This window comes from Pedococcus soli (genome assembly GCF_054782575.1).
Map to the genome: position 1 here is coordinate 569415 of NZ_BAAGSF010000001.1, position 15667 is coordinate 585081.

The 15667-nt window shown below is 73.1% G+C and carries 18 protein-coding genes; 8 read left to right on the forward strand and 10 right to left on the reverse strand.

Annotation, left to right across the window (positions count from 1 at the left end; all coding sequences use genetic code 11):
- The first annotated feature begins 47 nt into the window (after positions 1-47).
- Entirely contained in the window at positions 48-341 is a 294-nt protein-coding gene (locus ACYVKF_RS02510; protein WP_460964621.1) for a WhiB family transcriptional regulator, read from the forward strand.
- Between the two features lie 19 nt (positions 342-360).
- On the forward strand, positions 361-585 hold the full coding sequence (locus ACYVKF_RS02515) for an RNA-binding S4 domain-containing protein (RefSeq protein WP_056916633.1): 225 nt from the start codon (positions 361-363) through the stop codon (positions 583-585).
- A 6-nt stretch (positions 586-591) separates the two neighbouring features.
- Here the strand turns inward: ACYVKF_RS02515 and ACYVKF_RS02520 are convergent, their stop codons facing one another.
- The 3 genes from ACYVKF_RS02520 to groES all read right to left on the reverse strand — a co-directional run bounded on the left by ACYVKF_RS02520 (position 592) and on the right by groES (position 4425).
- Positions 592-2160 (reverse strand): SigE family RNA polymerase sigma factor, encoded by a 1569-nt coding sequence (locus ACYVKF_RS02520; protein WP_460964623.1) that lies wholly within the window; start codon positions 2158-2160, stop codon positions 592-594.
- Positions 2161-2329: 169 nt separating this feature from the next.
- Entirely contained in the window at positions 2330-3949 is a 1620-nt protein-coding gene (gene groL / locus ACYVKF_RS02525; RefSeq protein WP_056916629.1) for a chaperonin GroEL, read from the reverse strand.
- 182 nt (positions 3950-4131) lie between these two features.
- Positions 4132-4425, reverse strand: coding sequence for a co-chaperone GroES (gene groES, locus ACYVKF_RS02530; RefSeq protein ID WP_056916628.1), 294 nt, complete (start codon positions 4423-4425; stop codon positions 4132-4134).
- Between the two features lie 397 nt (positions 4426-4822).
- Between groES and ACYVKF_RS02535 the strand changes: the two genes are divergently transcribed.
- The 3 genes from ACYVKF_RS02535 (at position 4823) to ACYVKF_RS02545 (ending at position 7764) form a co-directional block, all read left to right on the forward strand.
- On the forward strand, positions 4823-5635 hold the full coding sequence (locus tag ACYVKF_RS02535; protein ID WP_460964696.1) for a GNAT family N-acetyltransferase: 813 nt from the start codon (positions 4823-4825) through the stop codon (positions 5633-5635).
- 69 nt (positions 5636-5704) lie between these two features.
- Positions 5705-6937 carry a class I SAM-dependent methyltransferase gene (locus tag ACYVKF_RS02540; protein WP_056917429.1) on the forward strand — a complete coding sequence of 411 codons (1233 nt, stop codon included), beginning with the start codon at positions 5705-5707 and terminating at the stop codon, positions 6935-6937.
- A gap of 110 nt (positions 6938-7047) precedes the next feature.
- Positions 7048-7764, forward strand: a complete 717-nt coding sequence (locus ACYVKF_RS02545) for a hypothetical protein (protein ID WP_460964626.1) — start codon at positions 7048-7050, stop codon at positions 7762-7764.
- 124 nt (positions 7765-7888) lie between these two features.
- Here the strand turns inward: ACYVKF_RS02545 and ACYVKF_RS02550 are convergent, their stop codons facing one another.
- Genes ACYVKF_RS02550 through ACYVKF_RS02560 form a run of 3 tightly spaced genes read right to left on the reverse strand, consistent with a single transcriptional unit; the run spans position 7889 to position 10294 of the window.
- Positions 7889-8710 (reverse strand): ribokinase, encoded by an 822-nt coding sequence (locus tag ACYVKF_RS02550; protein WP_056916626.1) that lies wholly within the window; start codon positions 8708-8710, stop codon positions 7889-7891.
- Positions 8710-9690: a nucleoside hydrolase gene (locus ACYVKF_RS02555; RefSeq protein ID WP_056916625.1), complete on the reverse strand. Its 981-nt coding sequence runs from the start codon at positions 9688-9690 to the stop codon at positions 8710-8712. Before ACYVKF_RS02555 ends, ACYVKF_RS02550 begins: the two co-directional genes overlap by 1 nt.
- Before the next feature lie 22 nt (positions 9691-9712).
- On the reverse strand, positions 9713-10294 hold the full coding sequence (locus tag ACYVKF_RS02560) for a hypothetical protein (protein ID WP_460964629.1): 582 nt from the start codon (positions 10292-10294) through the stop codon (positions 9713-9715).
- A gap of 65 nt (positions 10295-10359) precedes the next feature.
- Between ACYVKF_RS02560 and ACYVKF_RS02565 the strand changes: the two genes are divergently transcribed.
- The 3 genes from ACYVKF_RS02565 to ACYVKF_RS02575 are packed head-to-tail and all read left to right on the forward strand — an operon-like array spanning position 10360 to position 12913.
- Positions 10360-11226 carry a hypothetical protein gene (locus ACYVKF_RS02565; protein WP_460964631.1) on the forward strand — a complete coding sequence of 289 codons (867 nt, stop codon included), beginning with the start codon at positions 10360-10362 and terminating at the stop codon, positions 11224-11226.
- On the forward strand, positions 11223-11609 hold the full coding sequence (locus tag ACYVKF_RS02570; RefSeq protein WP_056916622.1) for a GntR family transcriptional regulator: 387 nt from the start codon (positions 11223-11225) through the stop codon (positions 11607-11609). The genes ACYVKF_RS02565 and ACYVKF_RS02570 overlap by 4 nt, the downstream gene beginning before the upstream one ends.
- A 41-nt stretch (positions 11610-11650) precedes the next feature.
- The gene (locus tag ACYVKF_RS02575; protein WP_460964634.1) at positions 11651-12913 is read left to right on the forward strand and encodes a glycoside hydrolase family 3 N-terminal domain-containing protein; all 1263 of its coding nucleotides are present in this window, start codon (positions 11651-11653) and stop codon (positions 12911-12913) included.
- An 83-nt stretch (positions 12914-12996) separates the two neighbouring features.
- Here the strand turns inward: ACYVKF_RS02575 and tsaD are convergent, their stop codons facing one another.
- Genes tsaD through tsaE form a run of 4 tightly spaced genes read right to left on the reverse strand, consistent with a single transcriptional unit; the run spans position 12997 to position 15666 of the window.
- Complete coding sequence (gene tsaD, locus ACYVKF_RS02580) at positions 12997-14046, reverse strand: tRNA (adenosine(37)-N6)-threonylcarbamoyltransferase complex transferase subunit TsaD (protein ID WP_056916621.1); 1050 nt, start codon at positions 14044-14046, stop codon at positions 12997-12999.
- Positions 14043-14492, reverse strand: coding sequence for a ribosomal protein S18-alanine N-acetyltransferase (gene rimI, locus ACYVKF_RS02585; RefSeq protein ID WP_056916620.1), 450 nt, complete (start codon positions 14490-14492; stop codon positions 14043-14045). Before rimI ends, tsaD begins: the two co-directional genes overlap by 4 nt.
- Entirely contained in the window at positions 14489-15169 is a 681-nt protein-coding gene (gene tsaB, locus ACYVKF_RS02590) for a tRNA (adenosine(37)-N6)-threonylcarbamoyltransferase complex dimerization subunit type 1 TsaB (RefSeq protein WP_460964637.1), read from the reverse strand. Before tsaB ends, rimI begins: the two co-directional genes overlap by 4 nt.
- Positions 15169-15666, reverse strand: coding sequence for a tRNA (adenosine(37)-N6)-threonylcarbamoyltransferase complex ATPase subunit type 1 TsaE (gene tsaE / locus ACYVKF_RS02595; protein ID WP_200947753.1), 498 nt, complete (start codon positions 15664-15666; stop codon positions 15169-15171). Before tsaE ends, tsaB begins: the two co-directional genes overlap by 1 nt.
- Between the last annotated feature and the right edge of the window lies 1 nt (position 15667).

The following is a 15667-nucleotide window of genomic DNA, read 5'->3' on the forward strand; positions in this document are numbered from 1 at the left end:
GCGTCCGAACCGAGCGGCACGGAGCCGTCGGAGAGCTGAGGGAAGACATGGCGGAGTTGTCACGACTTCCGGGACCGGTGGCCGACCTGTGGGACTGGCAGATGGAGGGGTCCTGTCGCCAGGTCAACCCCGAGGTCTTCTTCCACCCCGAGGGTGAGCGCGGTCCTGCTCGCCGATCGCGCGACTCGCAGGCCAAGGAGGTCTGCCTCGGCTGCCCCGTCCTGCGGCTGTGCCGCGAGCACGCCCTTCGGGTGCGCGAGCCCTACGGCGTGTGGGGTGCGATGACCGAGGACGACCGCGAGCGCCACTACTCGGGCCGGGCGGTCTCGGCTGCGAGCTGAGCGCTCGTAGACTCCCCTCGTGAACGCCGAGCACGAGGTCCCCATCCGCGACGAGTCGATCAGGCTGGGTCAGCTGCTCAAGCTCGCCGGCGTCGTCGACGACGGGGCGATGGCGCGGTCGGTGATCGAGCTCGGCGAGGTGTCGGTCGACGGCTCGCGCGAGACCCGTCGTGGCGCCCAGGTCCGTCCCGGGCAGAGCGTCACCTTCGCCGACCAGACGATCCGCGTGGTCGCCGGCGGCTGAGGCTCGCTAGTTCGCGACGAGCAGGGCCCGCAGCATGCTCGTCGTCTCACCGCTGACCCGCCAGGTGTCGCGCAGGTGCCCGTCGACCGCGAACTCGTGACCGCAGATGCTGCTGAGCTCGACCAGCCGCCCGGTGTCGGTGCGCGCCCTGATCACGTAGCGCTGCGGCCCCGAGGCGCAGTCGCCCTTGCCGGTGCGCCTCGACCCGGACCGGGCCAGGTCGGCGTTCAGCTGGGCCACGGCCGGGCCGCCCAGCACGTTGGCGCGGACCGCCCGGAAGCTCGGTATGCCGGGTGGCCTGGCCTCGGCGAGCGGGTGCAGGCAGGCGGTGGCCTCGACGAGGACGGTCCCCTTCTGCAGGCCCAGCCCGGCCCCGTCCCGGTCGACCTGTCGACCCAGGGTCGTCGGGCACCCGAGGAAGTCTGCGTCCGGCGGGGTGCCCGCGGCGCTCTGCTCGGCCGCGGCGACGAACACCTGGGACAGGGCCGGCCACCCGTTGCAGGCCAGCGCCTCGTTGGACCAGGTCGTCGTGGTGCCGTCGCGGCCGAGGAGCAGGAGCCGGTACGCAGGACCACGGGGCAGGCCGGGGCAGGCCGGTCCGCTGCCCTGCGGTGCCAGCACCAGGGAGTCGATCGCCGTGGGGTCGCTCACCGGGACGTCCGGCGGGAGCGGACCGCTCCAGACCGAGGCCGCATCGGTCCTCGCGCAGACGAGCACGGCGACGTAGTGCGCGCTGAGCGGTGGCTCGACGGGTCGGGGAAGGGCGGGAGGACCGAGCGACGACCCGCAGGCGAGCGCCGCGGGCACCAGGCGGGGAATGGACGGCGGCGGTCGGACGCCCCCGGCCTGCGGGCGCGTCACGAGCCCCACGACCAGGGCGGCCACCGCCACGGCGGCCAGCGCGAACACCCACCCGCGCAGCCCCCGCCAGCGAGCCGCACCGGCCACCTCCTTGGCGAGCAGCGCCTCGACCGGCGGGTCGTCGGGGGCCAGCGACTCCAGCAGTCCGCGCATCCCGCGCTCGTCGAGCCCGAACCGGTCGCGGACGAGGGCCAGCGCGTGCAGCAGATGGCGCCGGACGGAGCCGAGGTCGTCGTCGAGGAGGTCGGCGACGTGCCCCTCCCCCAGCCCGTCGAACAGCACGAGCACGACCACGGCGCGTTCGACGTTCGTCAGCGAGTCCAGCACCTCGAGTCCCCGCGAGACCCTGACCCGCTCGTCCGGACCACCCGAACCACCCCGGGCCGCAGGCGATCTGGAGTCGTCGACGTCGTCGCGGGCCGGGTGCCGGTGCTGTCTGAGGTGGGCCTGCACGAGGAACCGCCGCAGGTCGGAGTCGTACGACCCGGCACCGTGCTCGGCCAGCTGCGACCACTGCGGCCAGGCCCGGGCCAGGGCGGTGCGGGCGAGCCGCTGGGCGCCGCGGTCGTCCCCGGCGAGCAGCCAGGCGGTCCGGAGCAGGTCACCACCCCGGGCGACGACGTACTCGTCGAAGCTCGGCCGGTCCACGACGTGCTCCGCCACGGCCACCTCGCTGTGTGCTGCTGCGCCCAGCGTCGCACCGGGAGGGCGCACACGCCATACCCCTGCGGCGGCTCGGGGTCAGGAAGCAGTGCGCGACTCGGGCCGGTATCGCAACGTGACACCGGAACTCCGTCCGGGCACGCGCGAGGGCCCGCCCCCACCGTGGTGGGGACGGGCCCTCGAGAGGTATGGCGCGGGGAGCCCGCGCGGTCAGCCTCGGTCAGTGACCGTGGCCGTGGCCGTGGCCGCCACCGGCGGGCTCGGACTCCTCTTCCTTCTTCTCCACGACGAGGGTGTCGGTGGTCAGGACCATCGACGCGATCGACGCGGCGTTGCGCAGGGCGGAGCGGGTGACCTTGACCGGGTCGATGACGCCGGCCTTGATCAGGTTGACGTACTCGCCGGTCGCCGCGTTGAGGCCGTTGCCGGGCTCGAGCTCGGCGACCTTGGAGACGGCGACGTAGCCCTCGAGGCCGGCGTTCTCGGCGATCCAGCGCAGCGGCTCGGCCGCGGCCTTCTTGACGATCAGCGAACCGGTCGCCTCGTCGCCCTCGAGACCGAGGTCGTCGATGGCGGAGGAGGCGTGGACGAGGGCGGAGCCGCCACCGGCGACGATGCCCTCCTCGATGGCCGCGCGGGTCGCCGAGATGGCGTCCTCGATGCGGTGCTTCTTCTCCTTGAGCTCCACCTCGGTGTGGGCACCCACCTTGATGACGCAGACGCCACCGGCGAGCTTGGCGAGGCGCTCCTGGAGCTTCTCGCGGTCCCAGTCGGAGTCGGTGCGCTCGATCTCGGCCTTGATCTGGTTGACGCGGCCGTCGACGTCGGACTTGTCGCCGCCGCCGTCGATGATCGTCGTGTTGTCCTTGGTGACGACGACGCGGCGGGCCTGGCCCAGCACGTCGAGGTCGGCCTGGTCGAGCTTGAGGCCGACCTCCTCGGAGATCACCTGGCCGCCCGTGAGGACGGCGATGTCCTGCAGCATCGCCTTGCGGCGGTCACCGAAGCCGGGCGCCTTGACCGCGACGACGTTGAACGTGCCACGGATCTTGTTGACCACCAAGGTCGACAGCGCCTCGCCGTCGATGTCCTCGGCGATGATCAGCAGCGGCTTGCCGGACTTGACGACCTTCTCCAGCACCGGGAGCACGTCGGAGATCGCCGAGATCTTGCCCTGATTGATGAGGATGTAGGCGTCCTCGACCACGGCCTCCATGCGCTCGGCGTCGGAGACGAAGTAGGGCGAGATGTAGCCCTTGTCGAACTGCATGCCCTCGGTGAACTCGAGCTCGGTCGTCGCGGTCGAGGACTCCTCGACCGTGATGACGCCGTCCTTGCCGACCTTGTCGAACGCGTCGGCGATGGTGGAGCCGATGACCTGGTCCTGCGCCGAGAGCGCGGCGACCTGGGCGATCTCCTCCTTGCCCTCGATCTCGCGGGCGGTCTCGAGCAGGCGGGCGGACACGGCCTCGACGGCCTTGTCGATGCCGCGCTTGAGGCCGGACGGGGCGGCGCCGGCGGCGACGTTGCGCAGGCCCTCCTTGACCATGGCCTGGGCGAGCACGGTGGCGGTGGTGGTGCCGTCACCCGCGACGTCGTTCGTCTTGGTGGCGACCTCCTTGGCGAGCTGGGCGCCGAGGTTCTCGTACGGGTCCTCGAGCTCGACCTCACGGGCGATGGTGACACCGTCGTTCGTGATCGTGGGGGCTCCCCACTTCTTGTCGATGACGACGTTGCGACCCTTCGGGCCGAGCGTCACCTTGACTGCGTTCGCGAGCGCGTCGACTCCGCGCTCAAGCGACTTGCGAGCTGAGTCGTTGAACTCAAGCGTCTTGGCCATTGAGTGTCCTTCTGTTCATGGGGATTCAGCGGGGTGCCGGCTGACGGCGCAGCCGGGACCGGCTGGGCTGAACGGGGTGGTGCGGTGCTGGCAGGGAGCTGCCAGCGGGCTGACGAACGACAGCACGCCCCGGGCGGGGACCCCAGCGGGGCCCGCCGGGGCGTGCTGTAGCGGTGCAGGTGTCAGCCGACGATGGCGAGGATGTCGCGCGCGGACAGGATGAGGTACTCCTCGCCGCCGTGCTTGATCTCGGTGCCGCCGTACTTGCTGTAGATGACCCGGTCGCCGACGGTGACGTCGAGCGGGACGCGGTTGCCGTTGTCGTCGATCCGGCCGGGACCGATCGCGAGGACCTCGCCCTCCTGGGGCTTCTCCTTCGCGGTGTCCGGGATGACGAGACCGGACGCAGTGGTCTGCTCGGCCTCGACGGACTTGACGACGATGCGGTCTTCGAGCGGCTTGATGGAAACCGACACGATGGTGACCTCCCCTTCGGGAATGTCGAAAGTGGACAGGGTGGATGGTGCTGGTACTTCAGGTGGTGCCGAGCTGCGGCCGGAGCGGTCGCCGTCGCGGGGATCGACCGACTGGCTGCGTTAGCACTCGACGAACCTGAGTGCCAACGCAAATCTAGGCTCGCGGTTAGCACTCGGTCAACTCGAGTGCCAGACGTTCTCCTCGCGTTCGCCGAGGGCTGACACCGCGGCGGCGCCGCCTGCCGGCCGGACGGCCGGATCGCCCTGGGCAAACCAGTTGCCAGCGAGGGGCCACAGGGGGCAGGTTCGACCCGTGACCGACCCCGTGACCGACCCCGTGACCGACCCCGCGACCGACCCACCGACCGACCCTGTGACCGATCCCCTGACGCGCCCCGTGAGCGACCCCGCCGCCCTGCTGAGGGCCTACGACCACCAGCTCCGGGACGAGGCCGAGACGCCGTCGGCCGTCGCCGTGGAGCGGCTGGGACCGCTGCGCCTCGCCACCTTCCGGGGCGGCCGCGGCTTCATCACGTACTCGACGCTGGACGAGGCCGGCCGCCCGGCGACTCAGGAGTCGGTCCTCGCACTGGTGGACGGCGCCCTCGCGCACTACACCGCCTCGCCCGACATCCACCGGGTCGAGTGGAAGACCCGCGGCCACGACCACGCACCGGGCCTGCACGAGGCGCTCGTCACCCACGGGTTCGTGCCGGACGAGCCCGAGTCCGTGATGGTCGGGGAGGCGGCCCTGCTCGCCGTGGACGTCGAGCTCCCCGCTGGCGTGGTCGTCCGGCAGGTCACGGACGAGGACGACGTGCGGGCCATGTGCGCGTTGCAGGCCGAGGTGTTCGGCGACACCCCCGAGTTCGCCGCCGAGATCCTCCTGCAGGTCCTCCACCGACTCCGCACCCGTGACGACATGGAGATGTGGGTGGCCGAGGCCGACGGCACGATCGTGAGCGCGGGCCGCCTCGAGCCCGTGGCCGGCAGCGAGTTCGCCGGGATCTGGGGTGGCGCCACGCTCCCCGAGTGGAGGGGCAAGGGCATCTACCGCGCGCTGACCGCCGCGCGGGCCCGGTCGGCGCTGCGTCACGGCAAGCGCTACATCAACAGCGACTCGACGGAGTTCTCGCGCCCGATCCTCGAGCGCTCCGGCCTGGTCAAGGTCTCCACGACGACCCCCTACGAGTGGCGCCGCGACACCTGATCCCCCACCGCGGCGCAGGCCCGGCCCGACCTCCCACGCGGCCCCGCGGCATACGCCAGAATGCTCGCCATGGACCTCCCCCTGCTCCGCCGGCTCACGACCGGTGAGGGGTGGGGGCTGCTCCAGTCGCTGCCGCCCTACGACGAGGCGACCGCCCTGCCGCTGCAGCAGCGCCTGAGGGACGCGGGGTTCGAGCCCGACCTCGTGGCGGCCGCGCTCAACCAGGCCCGGCTGCGCGAGAAGGCGACCGCGAAGTTCGGGACGTTCGCCCGCGGCATGGTCTTCACCTCCGACGGGCTCGAGCAGGCCACCCGGCTCGGGGTCGCGGCCCAGCACGCCCAGCGGTTCCGGGCGGCAGGCATCCACACGGTCCACGACCTCGGCTGCGGCATCGGCGCCGACGCCATGGCGATGGCCGGGCTCGACCTGCGGGTGCGGGCGATCGACGCCGACGAGGTCACGGCCGCCATCGCCGCGGTCAACCTGCGCCACTGGCCGGACTCCGGCGCCGAGGTGGGGCTCGCCGAGGAGTTCACCCCGCCGGCCGGTGAGGGCGCGCGCGGCGTCGGCCTCTGGCTCGACCCCGCCAGGCGCACCCCCGGCGTCGCCGACATCACCGGGCGCACCCGTCGCCTGTTCCGGCTCGAGGAGATCTCCCCCTCCTGGGAGACCGTGCTGGAGCTCGCCAAGGCGCTGCCCGCGACCGGCGCGAAGCTCAGCCCGGGGTTCCCGCACGCCGCCGTGCCCGCCGGGTCCGAGGCGCAGTGGACCTCCGTCGACGGCGAGGTCGTGGAGTGCACCGTCTGGTTCGGTCCGCTGGTCCGCACGGCCGGGCGCACCGCGGCGGTGCTCCGTGAGGGCTCCTCCCCCGTCCTCGTGACGGAGCAGGACGGGGACCCGACCACCCCCTCCCTGGGCAACCTCGCCGAGGTCGGCGCCTGGCTGTACGAACCCGACAAGGCGGTGCTGCGGGCCGGCCTCGTCTCAGCGCTCACCGCGGCGACCGGCGGTGCCGAGCTCGACGCCGGCGTGGGGTACGTGGGCTCCTCCCGGTCCGTCGACGTCCCCTTCGCCCGCCGGTATGCCGTGGTGGAGGCCATGCCGTTCAACGTCAAGGCCCTGCGCGGCTGGCTCCGGGACCACGGCATCGACCGCCTGACCATCAAGAAGCGCGGCGTCAGCGTGGACGCCGACCTCCTGCGGCGCCAGCTGAGGCTCCCTGCGAAGGGGCGGACGGAGGCGGTCGTCGTCCTGACCCGGGTGCGCAGCAACCAGGTCGCGCTCATCGTCAAGCCCTCCTGAGCGCCTCGACCGGCCGCAAACCAGCCCGACGACAGGCAAACGACCACCGACGCCACGACGCGCCGACGGGGTTGGCCACCCCCGTGAGGCCTGCCCTAGCCTCGACGGCAATGTCCTCCGAGAAGCACGGCTCCGGCCGCCACCGTGGTGCGGGCCTGACCCCCACGTCCCTGGTGGCCACCCTCTGGCGGCGCCCCGCCCACCGCTCGACCCTCAAGGGTCTCGGCCTGGCCGCCACCGCCATCGGGGTCGCCACCGCCTTCGCGACGCCGCCGTCGACACCGGGCTACCAGCTGACGGCCGAGGAGCGGACCCCTGCCCGCGCCGTCGCCTCGGCGGCCGCCGCGCCCCACCCGGTCGACCAGTTCGGCGTCATCGGGTTCTCTGCCCAGGCCCTGCCGAAGCCCAAGGCGACCGCCGCACCGGACCTGACACCGAGGAAGACGTCCGAGCGCGTGCCCGCGCGGGTGTCGCGCGGTGCGAACTACTCCCGGGCCGGCCTCGGCGCCCTCTCCGGGATGTCCGCGAACGCCGTCGCCGTCGTCAACGAGATCCACGCGTCCTTCCCGCAGATCAGCACCATCGGTGGCTACCGGGCGGGCGATCCCGGCGACCACGGCTCCGGCCACGCCGTCGACATCATGTGCAGCACCTCGCAGGGCGACGCGGTCGCCGCTCACCTGCAGGGCATGGCGAGCACCCTGAACATCAAGTACCTGATCTGGAAGCAGCGGATCTGGTACCCCGGCGGGAGCTGGAAGCCGATGGAGGACCGCGGCAGCCCCACCCAGAACCACATGGACCACGTGCACGTCTCGGTCGACTAGACCGTCGTGTGGCCGGCGCTCGGCGCGACGCAGCCACGGTTCGAGGTATTCGACCACCGGGCTCCGGTAGGCGAATACCTCGACCCGGGGGGAGGCCCACCGGGTCGGGTCGAGCCAGGGCTCCTCAGAGGGCAGGGTCGGACTGCGCCCCGGTCCGCCGCACGGCAGCGGCGCCCGCGTCGCTCGCCCGGCTGACCGCCTCGGCGCGGTCCGCACCCTCGGCGAGTGCTGCCGCCAGGGCGCCGCAGAACGCGTCACCGGCACCGGTCGTGTCCACGACGTCGGCACCCGCGACGGGCGTTCCGTCGTGGCGCACCCCGTCCCAGCTCGACCCCTCCCCACCGAACGTCACCAGCAGCGACGTCGGCACGACGTCGGAGTCGGCGAGCTGCATCGCCTCGTGCTCGTTGACCACCAGGGGGTCGGCGAGCTGGGCCACGTCGTGCGGGAGGGCTGCATACGGGGCGGCGTTGATGACCACGCGCGCACCCCGACCGTGCGCGGCCCTCGCTGCCCTGGCCACGACCTGGACCGGCACCTCGAGCTGGGCGAGGAGGACGTCGCCGGGCCCGAGGTCGGGCAGGTCGGCGGTGACGTGCGCGTTGGCACCGGCGATGACGACGATGGAGTTCTCGGCGTCGTCGTCCACGACGATCCAGGCCTGCCCGGTGGGGGTGCCCGCGACGACCCGGACCGCGTCCACGTCGATCCCCCTGCCGCGCAGGCGCTCGACGTATGCCGCGCCGGGTTCGTCGTCGCCCACAGCGCCCACGAGCACGACGTCGGCGCCGGCCTCCGCCGCCGCCAGGGCCTGGTTGCCGCCCTTGCCCCCGGCGTAGCGCTCGACCCCACCGTCGGCGAGGACGGTCTCCCCCGGCCGTGGATGCCGCTCGACGTGGGTGACGAGGTCGACGTTGAGCGACCCGAGGACGACGACGCGGCCCATCAGCTGGTCCTTCCGGAGACGGTGTCGAGCCAGAGCCGGGCGTAGCGCTCGGCATCGATCCCGAGGCAGACGTCGATGGTGGAGCGCGCCCGCCCGTGCGGGTCGTGCGAGAGGTCACCGGTCCAGTCGCGCCGGTCGACGATGGTGCGGCCGCGGGACCAGGTGCCGGCGAGCTCGACGCGGACCGGCAGCTGCTCTCGCTGCACGCCTTCGGGGGCGAGGACGGCACAGACCGCCCCGGCGTCGCCGATGGTGGCGGTGTCCGCACCGAACCGGTCGCAGGCGAACGTGATGAGCCGGCCGGCGAGCTCGGCCGCGCCGTGACCACCGGACGCGACCAGCTCGGCCGCTCGGGCCCGCGTGACGAGCGGCGCGTAGAAGACGTCGAGGCCGTACATCGTGACGGCGATGCCGAGGTCGGCGCAGGCGTCGAGGACGACCGCGGCCGCCTCGGGGTCGTGGAAGACGTTGAACTCTGCCGAGGCGGTCGCGTTGCCCACGTACGCCGACCCGCCCATGAACACGATCTCGCGCAGTCCGCGGGCGACGTCGGGGTAGGTGCGCAGCAGGAGGGCGATGTTCGTCAGGGGCGCCAGAGGGACGAGGGTGACGAGGTCGTCGCCTCCTCGCGCAGCCGCGTCGAGGAGCACGTCCCGGAGCACCTCGACAGCGTGCCGCGGGTCGGGACGCCGCTGCGACCTCGGCCAGTCGAGGTCGCCCATGCCGTCCTGACCGTGGACGTGGCGCGCGTCGACCGGGTCCTCGAGCAGGGGCCGTTCCGCACCCCTGGCCACGACGACGTCGTCCCGACCGGCGGCGTCGAGGACCGTGAGGGTGTTGGTCACCACCGCGTCGACCGGCGCGTTGCCACCGACGCACGTGACGGCGCGCAGCTCCAGCCCCGGGTGCAGGGCGGCCAGCAGGAGGGCGCAGGCGTCGTCGACACCGGTGTCGACGTCGAGGACCACGGGGACAGCCATGGCGCGATCCTGCCAGAGAGGTCTAGGGCAGGCCCTGCCCGCAGGACGACAGCACCATGTCCTCCATGGACATCACCGGGTAGACCACCGTCTCCATCTGTCCCCACGGGCGGTCCACGACGACCCCCACCCCTCCACCGGTGTTCGGTGACTTCGCCAGGGCCTTGCGCGCCGACGGCACCGCGGCCCGGCAGTCGGTCGCGACGAAGGACAGCCTGACCTTCTGCTGCCCCCTCGGCGAGAGGCGGATGTCCTTCGGGTCCACCTTCTCCACCTGCACACCCTTGACCAGGCTCGTCCAGCGCACGACGTGCACCGGCGTGACGCCGTCGTTGTGCAGCGTGAACTCCATGAACGACCGGCCGTCCGAGTCCGACCCGCCACCGGCGCCGTTCACACCCGAGAGGCGGGCCGAGACGAGGCCCGACAGGAGCAGCGCCGTCGTGCCGACGGCCAGTACCGCCACCACGGCTGCTGCCCGCACCAGCGCGGGCCGCTCCCGCACGGAGGCGCGCTCCGCCTCGACCTCGAGGTCCCGCCACACCTCGTCGCTCACGCCGTAGGCCGTCGAGGCCCCCCGGCCACCCCCGTGCTGATCCGTCATGCGCGGCAATGTATCACTGTGTTGCTACATTGACACAAGGGTTCGCAGTGCTGCATCGTGGCCGCATGCTCAACCGCTTCGTCTTCATGTTCGCCGGGGCCGTGCTCGGGGCCGTCCTCCTGACCATCGTCGCCTCCGCCACGACCGCTCCGGTGACCCTGGTCCGGACGCGCCGGTTCGCCCGTCGTCAGGAGCTGCTCGTGACGAGCAGCAACGGCCCGCTGGTGGTGCGCGCACTCGCCGTGACGCACCGGTGGCGGGTCCTGGGGCTCACGACCGGTCTCGTGCTGGGGGTCCTCTGGGCGCTGCGCGACGCCCGGCTGACGATCAGCTTCTCCGCGGGCTTCCTCGGGTGGTTCGTCGGCGCGGTCGTCGCCGAGTGGCGCCTCGCCGGCCTGCCCGTCGAGGGCGGCCGCCGCACGGCGTCGCTGACCCGGCGCACGGTCCGGGGCTACCTCCGGATGGACAGCACCGTGTTGCTGGCCCTCGCCTGCCTCGCCCTCGCCGGGCTGGCCGTCGCCGTCGTCGTGCGGTCCGACGGGGACGGTGCTGTCGTGGCCCAGGCCGCGGCCTGGCTCCTCGTCGCCGCGCTCGGGCTGGGCGCCCTCTGGGCCACGCTCCTGCGCGTCGTCTCGCGACCCCAGCCCGGGTCCAGCGCCGAGCTCGTCGCGGCCGACGACGCCCTGCGGGCCCGGAGCGCCAACGTCCTCGCCGGCTCGGCCATCGTCGCAGCCGGATACCCCGCGGCGAGCCTGCTGACGCTCATGGCCGACCCTGCGTCGCCCGACTCCGTCTCGGCGTGGGGGGCGGCAAGCCTCACCTGCCTGGTCGCCACCGTGGTCGTCGGCTGGTTGGTCGCCGTGCGCCGCAGCCCGGTCCGCACCCGTCCCGCCGCTGACGTCGTCGCGACCTCGCCCGGGGTCGCCCCGTGACCGGTGCCGTCGTCATCGACATCGACACCGAGAGCGCGGTCCCGGCGTTCGAACAGCTGCGCACCCAGCTGGCCGACATGATCCGCTCCGGCGCGCTCGAGACGGGGACCCGCCTCCCGAGCATCCGCCAGCTGGCCTCCGACCTGGGCCTGGCACCGGGCACGGTGGCTCGCGCCTTCCGCGAGCTGGAGTCGGACGCCCTCGTGACCAGCCGCGTGCGCCACGGCACGGTGGTGGCGCCCGCGCGCCATACGGCATCGCAGTCGCGCAGCCAGGTCGAGGAGGCGGCGCGCGGGTTCGCCCTCGCGGCCCGCCGGCTCGGGCTCTCCGACCAGGACGCGCTCGAGGCGGTGCGGGTCCAGCTCGGGCGGATCGCCACCTGAGCGGTTTCGTGGTGGCGAGACCACCGGGATAGGTTCGATCGGTGAGAGCCCGCACCGCCCGTCCCCTGCGCACCCTCGGCGTCGCCTCGCTCGCGGCCCTCCTCGCGGCCGGCTGCGACACCGCCACCCGCACGTCGTCCGCGCCCACCACGTCCGGCGAGTCCTCGACGAGCACCCCGCCGACCACCTCCCCGACGTCCGCGAGCGGATCGAGCAGCACGTCGACGAGTTCCACCCCGAGCAGCACCACGACGACCCCCGCACCCTCCTGCGGCCAACGCCTCGCCAGCAAGCTCACCCCGGCCCAACGGGCGGGCCAGCTGCTCATGGTCGGCCTGCAGCCCACCGGGAGCTCGAGTCGCCTTGCAGCACAGGTGAAGTCGCAACACCTCGGCGGCGTGATCTACCTCGGGGGCTGGTCCGGCGGCACCGCCTCGATGGCCCGCATCTCGGCCAGGCTGCAGCAGGGCGCAGGAGGGTCGCTGCTCATCGCGGCGGACCAGGAGGGCGGCCAGGTCCAGCAGCTCAAGGGTCCGGGGTTCACCCGCATGCCGTCGGCCCGCACGCAGGGGCAGGGCGGACCCAGGACGGAGGAGGCGAACGTCGCCGCCTGGTCGCGGGAGCTCGCCAAGGCCGGCGTCACCATCAACCTCGCCCCCGTGGCGGACACCGTGCCCACCTCGCTGGGCGCGGCCAACCAGCCGATCGGGCTCTACCGCCGCGATTTCGTGCCCGGTTCCAGCCAGGGCAACGCCACGTATGTCGCGGCCTTCGTCCGCGGCTCCCTCGCCGCCGACGTCATCCCGACCGTCAAGCACTTCCCCGGGCTGGGCCGGATCACCGGCAACACCGACGTCACCACCGCGGGGACCACCGATGCCACGACGGACGCCGGCGACAGCTACCTAGCGCCGTTCACCGCCGGGATCAAGGCGGGAGCACCCGTCGTCATGGTGTCGTCGGCGCGCTACCCCAGGCTCGACCCCGACAACCGGGCGATGTTCTCCCGCGGGGTCATCAGCGGGCTGCTGCGCGGGAAGCTGGGTTTCGACGGGGTCGTCATCACCGACGACGTCGGTGCCGCGAAGGCCGTGGCAGCCGTGCCCGTCGGCGATCGGGCGACGAGGTTCCTCGCCGCTGGTGGTGACATCGTGCTCACGGCGAGGTCCGACCAGGCGGGGACGATGCTCAAGGCGATCGCCCGCAAGCGCGCCGCCAGTCCCGCCTTCGCCACGCAGGTCGACGCCGCGGCGGCCAGGGTGCTGGACCTCAAGGCCGCCTCGGGCCTCGTCAGCTGCGACTGACCGTCAGCCTGCGCGTCAGGTTGGACGGTCAGGCCGCGTCGTGGTGAGGCCGCGCGGTCGGGCCGCGCGGTGAGGCCCGACTGTCAGGCCTGGACGAGGGTGACGGGCATCGAGGAGTCGGCGGGCAGGTCCAGCTCGGACGGCGTCCTGCCCTTGAGGACCATCTGGGCGCCGAGGGCTGCGACCATGGCGCCGTTGTCGGTGCACAGGCCCGGGCGCGGCACGCGCAGCGTGATCCCGGCTGCGTCGCAGCGCTCCTGGGCCATCGCGCGCAACCGGGAGTTCGCCGCGACACCGCCGCCGATCTGCAGGTTCTGCACGCCGTGCTCGCGGCAGGCGAGGATCGCCTTGCGGGTGAGCACGTCGGTCACCGCCTCCTGGAACGACGCCGCGACGTCGGCCACGGGCACCGGCTCCCCCGCGGCTTCCTTCGCCTGGACCCAGCGCGACACGGCCGTCTTGAGACCGGAGAAGGAGAAGTCGAACCGGTAGCGCTCCATGTCGCGCCCGGTCGTCAGGCCGCGCGGGAAGTCGATGGCGACCCGGTCGCCCTCCCTGGCGACCCGGTCGATGTGCGGCCCGCCGGGGAACGGCAGGCCCAGGACTCGGGCGACCTTGTCGAACGCCTCCCCCGCCGCGTCGTCGATGGTCGACCCGAGCGACCGGATGTCGTGGGTGACGTCGGGAACGAGCAGCAGCGACGAGTGACCACCGGAGACGAGCATCGCGAGGGTCGGCTCGGGCAGCGGACCGTGCTCGACGATGTCGACCGCGACGTGCGACGCGAGGTGGTTGACGCCGTACAGGGGTTTGCCGAGCGCGACCGCGAGGGACTTGGCGGCGGCGACGCCCACCATGAGCGCGCCGGCGAGCCCGGGACCGGAGGTCACGGCGATGGCATCGACGTCCTCGAGGCGGATGCCGGCCTCGCGGGTGGCGCGCTCGATCGTCGGCACCATGGCCTCGAGGTGCGCACGGCTGGCGACCTCGGGCACCACCCCGCCGAACCTCGCGTGCTCGTCGACGCTGCTGGCGATCGCGTCGAACAACAGGGTCTCCCCGCGGACGACGCCGACCCCGGTCTCGTCGCAGGACGTCTCGAACCCGAGGACGAGCGGCTGGTCGGCGCTCATGCCGTCGCTCCGGCCAGGGTGAGGCGCATGACGTGGGCATCCACGTCGCCGGGCTGGTAGTAGCGTCGTCGAACGGTCAACAGCTCGAATCCCCTTGTGTCGTAGAGCCTTCGGGCAGCAGCGTTGTCCTCGCGGACCTCGAGCATGAGGTGGGTCGCGTCGTCGGCGGCGGCCCGTGCGACGAGCTCGTCGAGCAGGCGACGTCCCAGGCCGTGGCCCTGCGCGGACGGCGCAACCGCCATCGTCATCACATCGGCCACCTCGCCGGCGAGGTCGAGGCCGGCGTAGCCGACCAGGGCCCCGTCGAGCTCCTCGACGACGTACGAGCGACGCGGCCGGGCGGCGAGCTCGGCCCACCAGGTCTCCTGCGACCACGCGTCGTCGGGGAACAGCTCGGCCTCGAGGGCGACGAGCTGCGGCAGGTCGGTCCAGCGCAGGTCCCTCACCTCGCACCCCGCTCGGCCGTGGTGAGGGCGTCCGGGCGACGCAGGTAGAGGGGTTCGACCGGCATGTCCTCCCCACCGTCGAGGCGCTCCTCCGCGAGAGCCGCCAGCGTGGCGGCCTGCACGTCGAGGACCCCGATCGCGTGCGGGAACAGGTCCGGGAACAGCACCGGCCCACGGCCGGCGGTCGGCAGGGCCCGCACGTCGTCGGGGAGGTCGGCGGGACGGTCCACGGCGGGCTCGGTCAGCCGTCGCGTGACGAGGCGTTCCGGCGTCGAGGCGTCCACCGTCTCGACGGCGTACCGGGCCCAGTAGACCTCCTTGCGCCGCGCGTCGGTGGCGACGAGCAGCTCACAACGACCCACGAGGGGCGCGGCGTCCGCGGCCAGCGCATCCAGGCTGCAGACACCGTGGACGGGCACCCCGCGCGCGTGCCCGAAGACCAGTCCGGTGACGATGCCGACCCTCAGCCCCGTGAAGGGTCCGGGTCCGTTGCCGACGACGACTCCGGTGACCTCGGCCGGGGTCCGCCCGGCCGACGCGAGGCAGCGCTCGATGAGGGGTGCGACGTGCTCGGAGTGGCCGCGGGCGTCGAGGACCGTGGCGCTCGCGGCGACCCCCTCTCCCCGCAGGGCGACGGTGATCGCCGACGTGGACGTGTCGATGGCGAGGAGCAGCATCAGCGGTCCTCCTCCCGTTCGTGTGCGGACTCGAGGACGGGGCGCCCGAGGACCTCGAGGTCCACACCCTCCCAGCGGCGCCCGTGCGGGGTGACGACGGCCGAGCGCACGTCCTCACCGTCGAGGACGACCTCGAGGCGGTCGTCCGACAGGTCCTCCGCGAGGCCGTGGCCCCACTCGACGATGGTCACCGACTCCTCCAGGGAGGCGTCGAGGTCGAGGTCGTCGAGCTCGGCGAACCCGCCGAGTCGGTACGCGTCGACGTGGACCAGCCGGGGCCCGTCGACGAGCGACGGGTGGACGCGGGCGATGACGAAGGTCGGGGAGGTGACCGGACCGCGCACGCCGAGTCCCTCACCGATGCCCTGGGTGAGGGTGGTCTTCCCCGCCCCGAGTCCGCCCGTGAGGACGACGAGGTCACCGGCGCGCAGGAGGCGTGCCAGCCGCGCACCCCAGGCCCGCGTGTCCTCTGCGGTCGGCAGCGACGGGCTCGACACC

Coding starts and splice junctions, on each gene's coding strand:
- ACYVKF_RS02510 (WP_460964621.1), top strand. CDS start 48: ATGGCGGAGTTGTCACGACTTCCGGGACCGGTGGCCGACCTGTGGGAC.
- groL (WP_056916629.1), bottom strand. CDS start 3,949: ATGGCCAAGACGCTTGAGTTCAACGACTCAGCTCGCAAGTCGCTTGAG.
- ACYVKF_RS02540 (WP_056917429.1), top strand. CDS start 5,705: ATGGACCTCCCCCTGCTCCGCCGGCTCACGACCGGTGAGGGGTGGGGG.
- ACYVKF_RS02545 (WP_460964626.1), top strand. CDS start 7,048: ATGTCCTCCGAGAAGCACGGCTCCGGCCGCCACCGTGGTGCGGGCCTG.
- ACYVKF_RS02550 (WP_056916626.1), bottom strand. CDS start 8,710: ATGGGCCGCGTCGTCGTCCTCGGGTCGCTCAACGTCGACCTCGTCACC.
- ACYVKF_RS02555 (WP_056916625.1), bottom strand. CDS start 9,690: ATGGCTGTCCCCGTGGTCCTCGACGTCGACACCGGTGTCGACGACGCC.
- ACYVKF_RS02560 (WP_460964629.1), bottom strand. CDS start 10,294: ATGACGGATCAGCACGGGGGTGGCCGGGGGGCCTCGACGGCCTACGGC.
- ACYVKF_RS02565 (WP_460964631.1), top strand. CDS start 10,360: ATGCTCAACCGCTTCGTCTTCATGTTCGCCGGGGCCGTGCTCGGGGCC.
- tsaD (WP_056916621.1), bottom strand. CDS start 14,046: ATGAGCGCCGACCAGCCGCTCGTCCTCGGGTTCGAGACGTCCTGCGAC.
- tsaB (WP_460964637.1), bottom strand. CDS start 15,169: ATGCTGCTCCTCGCCATCGACACGTCCACGTCGGCGATCACCGTCGCC.